4 protein-coding genes are annotated in these 7,572 nt (G+C 67.0%); 2 read left to right on the top strand and 2 right to left on the bottom strand.

From position 1 onward, the window contains the following. The coding region (locus AAC997_RS12025; RefSeq protein WP_340645937.1) for a prolyl oligopeptidase family serine peptidase at nucleotides 1–1,742 on the bottom strand (1,742 nt) is incomplete at its 3' end. Nucleotides 1,743–2,268: 526 nt separating this feature from the next. Here AAC997_RS12025 and AAC997_RS12020 point away from each other — a divergent pair. Together AAC997_RS12020 and AAC997_RS12015 are read left to right on the top strand one after the other, a co-directional pair. Continuing rightward, complete coding sequence (locus AAC997_RS12020; protein WP_340645936.1) at nucleotides 2,269–2,655, top strand: helix-turn-helix domain-containing protein; 387 nt, start codon at nucleotides 2,269–2,271, stop codon at nucleotides 2,653–2,655. Continuing rightward, a complete protein-coding gene (locus tag AAC997_RS12015; RefSeq protein WP_340645935.1) occupies nucleotides 2,652–3,959 on the top strand; it encodes a HipA domain-containing protein in 1,308 nt (435 codons plus the stop codon). Before AAC997_RS12020 ends, AAC997_RS12015 begins: the two co-directional genes overlap by 4 nt. Nucleotides 3,960–4,251: 292 nt before the next feature. Here AAC997_RS12015 and AAC997_RS12010 read toward each other — a convergent pair whose 3' ends face one another. After that, entirely contained in the window at nucleotides 4,252–7,230 is a 2,979-nt protein-coding gene (locus AAC997_RS12010) for a TonB-dependent receptor (RefSeq protein WP_340645934.1), read from the bottom strand. Nucleotides 7,231–7,572 lie beyond the last annotated feature (342 nt).

Here is a 7,572-nt window from a genome sequence, read left to right as displayed (position 1 = left end):
GCCGCGTACCGCGCGTCCCACGGCGAGCCGCCAAATAGGCCACGGTAGATTTCTCTCACCATGCCGCCGCGGAAGAAGCCGCCAGCGCTGAAGAAGGCGGTGTCGGCATTGATGCCGGCACGAAACACCTTTGACTGACTGAGCGCCAGGGTGGTGACGATGCCGCCGCGGCTGTAGCCAGCGATGCCGACCCGGGCCGGATCGACCATGCCACGGCCGACAACGTCGGCGACCGCGGCCTCCATGGTCGCCACCGCGTCCATGCCCATCGCCCGCTGCATACGGGCAGGCGACAGATTGCTGCTCGCCGATCCATAGGCCTCCGACGCCGCAAGATCCTGGGTCGTCTCGTTGACCGAGAGCACGACATAGCCGCGCTCGGCCAAGACCTGCAGAGGGAAGGCCCATTGGAAGGTGTCGGCGGCGAACAGGTTTCGCGCGTCGGCAGCGTGGGTGATGACGATGGCCGGGTAGCAGCGGTTGGTCTCGTAACCCCGCGGATAGGTGATGTAGCCGCTGCTCGTCGTGCCAAAACGATTGGTCCAGGTGGCGGGTTGGCTGTGGAGCGGCGTGATGGCGTCGTAGCGGGCATTGGGTCGCGCAAGGACGCGCACGTCGCCCGTGGCGGCGCGGACCTCCACAAGCTCGGGCGCGCCGGTAAGGCTCTCTCGGCTGCAGACGCCGCGTTCAAGGGCGGCGTCGAAGGCGCAGGGGTGCAGGCTTTCGGCGACCTGACTGAGAGGCGTGGGGTTGGGATAGGCCGCCAGGCCGAAACGGTCTGGCAGGCGCACGCCGTAAAGGGCCTGACCATGGGCGCTCTTCCAGGCGCCAAGTCCGCCGCCCATGCCGCTGTAGCTCACAGGTCCGAGCCGCGAAACCTGAGTGCCTTGGGCCGTCAACTCGGAGAGTTCGTAGCGATCACCCTCAAGGCGCGTCAGGGCCAGCCGGCCCTGCGCGGTCGGCACGCTGGCCAGCAGGTTGCTGGCCGCGTCCGCTGGCAGCGCCGTCGCAGATGGCGCGCCAAGCTCATATCGCCAGGACGATTGGGTTGGCGCGCCGCTCGCCGATAGACCGGGGCGGCGGAAGACAAGGCGACGTGGGCCGTCCCAGGCGACGCCGCCGCCTTGGAAGGCCAGGGAGGCGGTGGCGCGATCCCCGGGCGCTTCGGCCACGACCCGCCCTTGGCCGGTTTGGACGTCCCGCACCCAGAGCTCTACAGCCTCCGCAGCAGGCTCGGCATAAAAGTCGGTGGGCGTGGTTTGGCCATCGACATAGGTCAGGCCGTGGTCGCGCCAGGCCTGGCGGGCTGGCGCCGATCGGGGCCGCAAGGTCACATACCAAAGCGCTTGGCCATCTGGGCTCCAGCCATAGGCTAGAACGCCCGTGGCGTGCGCAGACCCGCTGGCGTCAGGCGCCAAGCTCACGTCACCGCCAACCTGAACCAGGGGATGATGGACGACGCGTGGGGTTCGGCGGCCGGTGGCGTCGAGCTCATAGACCTGCACCCCGTCGCCAAACGCGCCGCGCACCGTCCAACCTTGATGGCCAGGCCGGGCCTGGAGGTCGGCGATGAAGGGGCCCTCAGCGACCTTCCGCGCCGGTCCGTCGCCCGCCCCGAGATAGAGACCGTAGCGGCTCTCGCCCAAGTCCAGCGACGGCTGCTTGGCGATAAAGGCCCAGCGCGCGCCATCTGCGCTGATCGCCACACTGGTGATGCGGGTCACTTCGATGATGTCGGGCAATGTCCAGGCCCGACCTGGCGCGACGCCTCGGGCCCCATGGCTTAGGAGGTTGGGCAACGTCGGTGAGGCCGAGGCGGGCCCTGACGGGCTCGCAAACACCAGGCTCAGCAGGATGGTCCCGAACGTCGCAAAGTTCGGGCCGTGACGCATTGGGAACTTGAGCTGAGACCTCATGGAGCAAGAGACGTTTCAGGTGAGGCTTTACCCTGGTGGCGCCGGCCGCCGTGGTGGCTGGGGCGCTGGAACCGTCGCACCTAAGCCGCCCGGCAGCCTTTTGTCGGCGTCACGGGTCGCGCGTGATGCGCAAGTCTGTTTGAAGGTCGACGCGAAAGGCTCGACACGTCGTGCCGTCGGCGGCCCAGTCGGACAGAGGCTTCTATGGCGACAAAGTTGGCGAAATACGCCGAAATAACCTAATAACTCGTCATAATTGGCGAATACGACGAGTCCAATGTTCAACAAAATAATCGTCATTCTTGACGATTTGAGCCGAAAATCTTATGTAATTCGCCATGGAAGTCGAGTTATGAGATTCAACAATCTCCTGTCGGATGACGCCGTCACCGAGGAAATCGGCTGCCGCGTTGCGGCCGTCCGGCTGCAGCGCCAGATGACGCAGGCCCAGCTCGCGGCGGCGGCGGGTGTCTCGAAACGTACAGTGGAGCGCCTGGAGGGCGGTGCGCCCACGCAACTTGGCAACCTGATCCGGTGCTTGCGCGCCCTCGACAAGTTGGAGGATCTCGAACGTTTCCTGCCCGAGACGCCGACCAGTCCTATCGCACTGCTCAAGGCTGGCCGGGCCCAACGATCGCGCGTCCGCGCCTCCAAGGGCGGCGCAACCTCAGGCGCGATCGCCAGCCCCACCGTCGAGGCCCCGGTCAGGCCTGGGTGGGTCTGGGGCGACCAGACGTGACGACGGTCGCGGAGGTTCGGCTGTGGGGAAGTCGCATTGGCGCGGTATCTCTGGCCGATAACAGCGATGTCGCCGTCTTCGCCTACGATCGGGCCTTTATGGATAGCGGCGTCCAGCTTGCCCCTCTGATGATGCCGCTTGGCCCTGACCTCTTCACCTTCCCAGATCTGCCGCGCGCCAGCTTTCACGGGTTGCCGGGGATGCTCGCCGACGCGCTCCCCGATCGGTATGGCAACACCCTGATCGACGCTTGGCTGGCGACCCAGGGGCGCACGCCGGAGAGCTTCAACGCCGTCGAGCGGCTTTGCTACACGGGCGTGCGGGGCATGGGCGCACTGGAATTCGTGCCCGCCCTCGGGCCTCGGCGCCAAACCAAAGCCAAGATCAATATTGACGCGCTGGTGAGGCTCGCCTCGGAGGTGCTCACCCATCGCAACGACCTGAAGGTCTCGTTCGCCGACAGTCGCAAAGCCGACGCCCTACGCGAGATTCTGCGGGTCGGCACCTCGGCCGGTGGCGCCCGAGCCAAGGCGGTGATCGTCTGGAACCCTGACACAAACGAGGTGCGCTCAGGGCAGGTCGAGGCGGGCGACGGCTTTGAGTACTGGCTCCTGAAGTTCGACGGTGTGGAGGGCAACAAGGACAAGGAGTTGGCCGATCCCCAGGGGTACGGCGCGGTGGAATACGCCTATGCCCAGATGGCCACCGCCGCCGGGATCACGGTGGCGCAATGCCGGTTGCTCGAGGAGGGCGGCCGCCGCCACTTCATGACCAAGCGGTTCGACCGGTTGGCTGGCGGCGACAAGCTGCACATGCAGTCTCTGGCCGCCATGGCCCATTTCGATTTCAACAATCAGCAGGTCAATTCCTACGAGCAGGCGCTGTTCACGATGCGTCGTATGGGTCTGCCGATGGCGGCGCTTGAGGAACAGTTCCGGCGCATGGTCTTCAATGTCGTGGCGCGCAACCAGGACGACCATGTGAAGAATATCGCCTTCCTGATGGATCGCGCTGGAAGGTGGCGTCTATCTCCGGCCTTCGACATCACCTGGAGCTACAATCCTGCCGGGGCGTGGACCGCCCAGCACCAGATGTCGATCAACGGCAAACGTGACGATGTGACGATTGAGGATTTCGAGGCCTGTGGCCGAACCGTCTCGATCAGCCGCCGGCGTGTCCGACGCCTCCTGGAGGAGGTTCGCGCAGCTGTCGTCCATTGGCCGCGCTTCGCCGAGGCTGCGGGCGTCGCACCAGATTGGCGACGTGCGATCGATGCCTCCCTGCGTCTCGACATCGGGAAATAGCCGCTCCGCAGGTCACGCCCGGCCCGGTGTCTCGGGGCGGGCGTTGGCAGGGTGGAATGGATCTTGGCGCACCGCGCGTCCGCGGGCTTGCCTGTGGAGGCTTTCGTCGCGTCGTCGAGAGGTTCTGTACCCGGCCGCGGTGAGGGCCCGACCTCTGGGCGCAGGGACGGTAGGTTTGTCGGGACCGCGCGCCCCATAGTGGCGCCTACGGAGCACAAAAGCCGCGCCTCAATCGGACCTCTCAAGCGCACGCCGAGCTGGGGGCCCGGGTGAGGCCTGAGAGGCCCGTCGCTTACCAGCGCTTGGTGAGCTGGAGAGAGATGACCCGACCCATGGCGTCAGCATTGGCCGGGTCATAGCCGATGCCCTGCGGAGCGTCGTAGAATGGCGGATCGGTGTCGAAGATGTTCTGAACGCTGGCCAAGGCCGTTAGGCCCGCCAGCGGACCGCTCGTAACTTGTGGGCTCCAGCGCAGCTGCAGGTCAGCGGTGGTCCAGCTCTCGATGGCCGTCCCATTGGCGGCCTTCTCATCGCTCAGATAGTTGACCGAAAGCGTCGCGCCGTAGGCGCCGTTGCGCCATCCACCACTGGCGCGCGCCCGAAGCCGCGCCGGGAAACCGGCGATCCCTTGCAGGTCCTGGGCGGGCGAGGTTGGGGTCAGCTGGCGCGAATAGGCAAACAGGTAGGAGGCGTTGGCGGCGAGATCGAAATGGTCGGCGTCGCGGTCGAAGCTGATGCCGGCGTTTAGGTCCAACCCCCTGACCTGCACCTTGGCGGTGTTGACGAAGCGCGCGTCCAAGAGCGCGCCGAACGCCGCGGGCGGATAGGTGGTGCTGGCTGAGTAGCTGGGGTCGCTGATCAGGGCGTTGATGCGGGCAAGGTCAGCTGGGCGGCTAGCATCCAGTGGGGTGATGAAGCTGCTCAGAGCCGGATCGTTGAGGGCTCCGGCCAGGTTGGTGAGCACCGGCTGGCCGATCCGGTCGTTGAAGGTTGTCTCAAACAGCGTCGCCCCGAGGGTCAGGCCGCCCATGGGCGCGGGCGCATAGTCGGCGCCGGCCGTCCAGGAGGTGGCGGTTTCGGGCTTCAGGCTGGTGTTTCCGCCAGTCTGGATCAGGGTCAGAATCCGCGCGGCGCCCTGGTTGAGGAAGGTGGGTCCGACGCCATAGGCTTCGTTGACCTCGGTCAGCGAAGGCGCCCGGAACGAGGTTCCATAGGTGGCGCGCAGCCGAAGGTCTGGCGTCGGTCGCCAAAGCAGGCCGATCTTAGGATTGGTGCTGTCACCGACGTCGTCATAGCGCTCGAAGCGGGCGGCCAGCGAGAGTTCCAAGCGCGGTGCGGTCGCTCCGTCTGCGGGACCGATAAGCGGCGCGCGCGCCTCGGCAAAGAGCGCGCTCACCGTGCGCTGGGCATCGGGTGTCACCAGGGTGAACGGGGTGGGTGAGGACCGGAAGGTGACGATGTGTTGTTCGAAGGTCTCGCGGCGTGTCTGCGCGCCGAGCGCTAGCTTCACCGCGCCGGCGGGCAGGGTGAAGAGATCGCCGTCGGCCTGGGCGCTCAGGGTTGTCACCCGGCTGCGGAATTCCGGGGCGGTGTAGCCAGAGCCCACAAAGTCGAGGACCGCGCGGGAATTGGCGCCGCCAGCTCCGAACGGGTTGAAATAGCCGTCGCGCGGCGCGCTGAACGCGGTGGCGGGATTGTCTGGCGCTGTGCCCAAGGCCTCGCGCAGCAGCAGGCTGTTGATGACGTTGCGGGTGCGGGTCTGGCTGTGCTCTTGGGCCAGCGCCCCGTAGACCTGCGCCTGCCAGGAACCAGCAAGCGCGATGTCGGCGCCCCCCGTGACGCCAAAGCTCTCCGCCGTTCCGCCACCGCGGCTCGCGCCCAGTTCATCGAAGAAGGAATAGCCGATCACGGTGCTGGCCGCGCCGGTCGGCGAGACGAAATAGGGGTTGGCGGGTGTCACCGTGATCGTGCTGGTGGACGGCGCGCCGTGGAAAGAAAATTCCCGGCGGCTGAAGCGCGCGTCGAAGGAAAGCTCCACCCGATCGCCAAGGCTCTGGTTGAGACTCCCATAAAGGCCTTGGCGCGTCTGCTCAGGTGTGAGGTCCATGCCGGCGTTGGGATTGGCCAGATTAACCTGGCCGGGCAGGAAGCTCGCTGGGGTGAGGTCAACCCCATTCTGGCCGCTTGGGATAGCGAAGCGCGGCTGATAGGCGCCGCCCGTCAGCACCAGCACATTACCAGGATGGGCCAGGAAGTTGCGGTGATCGGTTCCGCCAAAGCCCCGCAGGTCTGCCGTCGCGGTGTAGGGCCGGGCCGCGTAGGGCAGGGCGTCGCGGTGTTCGTATTCATAGGCCAGCAGGGCGCTGCCGCTCGACCAGGTGGTCCCAAAGGTTTGGCCCAGCTGCACCGAGCCCGCGCCCCCTTTCGCGCCTCCCACCCGCAGGCGGGTTTCGGCGCCTTCGAAATCGCGGCGCAGGATGATGTTGACCACCCCGCCGACGGCGTCGGAGCCGTAGAGGGCCGAAGCGCCGTCGAGCAGCACATCCACCCGCGCGATGGCCGCGGTCGGCACGGCGGAGACGTCGGAGAAGTCGCCGCGCGAGCCGGTGCCGGCCATCCTGCGGCCATTGATCAGGACCAGGGTGGCGTCGCTGCCCAGGCCGCGCAGGTTGACGCCTGTGGAGAGCGCGCCATTGGTGCCCAGCGTGTCGGTCGCGGTGATGGTGCTGGTCGGCGTACTCACCCCCCCGAAGGCTTGCGGCAAGGCGCCCAGAGCCTCTGAGACGGTGGCGTAGCCCGACCGGTCGATGGCGTCACGGCTGAGCTCAACGATGGGTGAGGCGCCAGCACCGGCCCCGCGAATGTGTGTGCCGGTGACCACAATCTCATCGAGGATGGCAGGCCCTGCGGTCGCGGGAAGCTCCGCCACCACCGCTGGCACGGCGTCCAAACTTGCGAGCATGCGGCTGGAGGTTGCGGCGCGCGTGTCCGCACCACGCTCGGTGAGCACCAGGACGTTGGGCCGGCTGCGGCGCACGACGATGTCGCTACCCGCCAGCAGCCGCGCCAGGGCGTCCTCCGGCGTGAACAGGCCCTGCAGGGCGTCTGCGCGGCGACCGCGCACCAATTGCGCCGGATAGAGCAACTGCAGCCGCGACTGCGCGCCAAACTCCACCAAGGCTTGATCCAGCCCGCCGGCCGGAATGTTGAAGGCGATCTGCGGGGCTTGCGCCACTGCGGCGTGGGGCGTGGCGGCCAAGGCCAGAAGCAAACTTGGGGCCGCGAAACAAGACAGGTGGTGACGCATGGATGGCACGTTGGTTTCCCCTCGGGTCCGCCGCCGGCGCCTGCGTTTGTCGCGGCGGCTCTTGCGTCGGGTCAGGGGGGAAGACGCGCCAGCTCGAGCTTGACCCTGGCGCGCGGCACGAAAGTCTTTAGGGCGCGGTCAGCCGGGCGGTGGCCTGCGCAGCCGAAGGGTCCCATTCCACTGCCGCTCAGGGACAAGCCCGTGCAGGTCTTTCACGGCCGCCAGGAACGCTTCGGTGTCGCCGGCGTCGAACACGCCGCTGACCTCTGTCTCGCCGATAGGGCCCGGTTCCAGCTCCATCTGGTC

This window comes from Phenylobacterium sp., from assembly GCF_037968635.1.
Taxonomy (GTDB): Bacteria; Pseudomonadota; Alphaproteobacteria; order Caulobacterales; family Caulobacteraceae; genus Phenylobacterium.
This window is presented reverse-complemented; position numbering and strand designations above follow the sequence as displayed.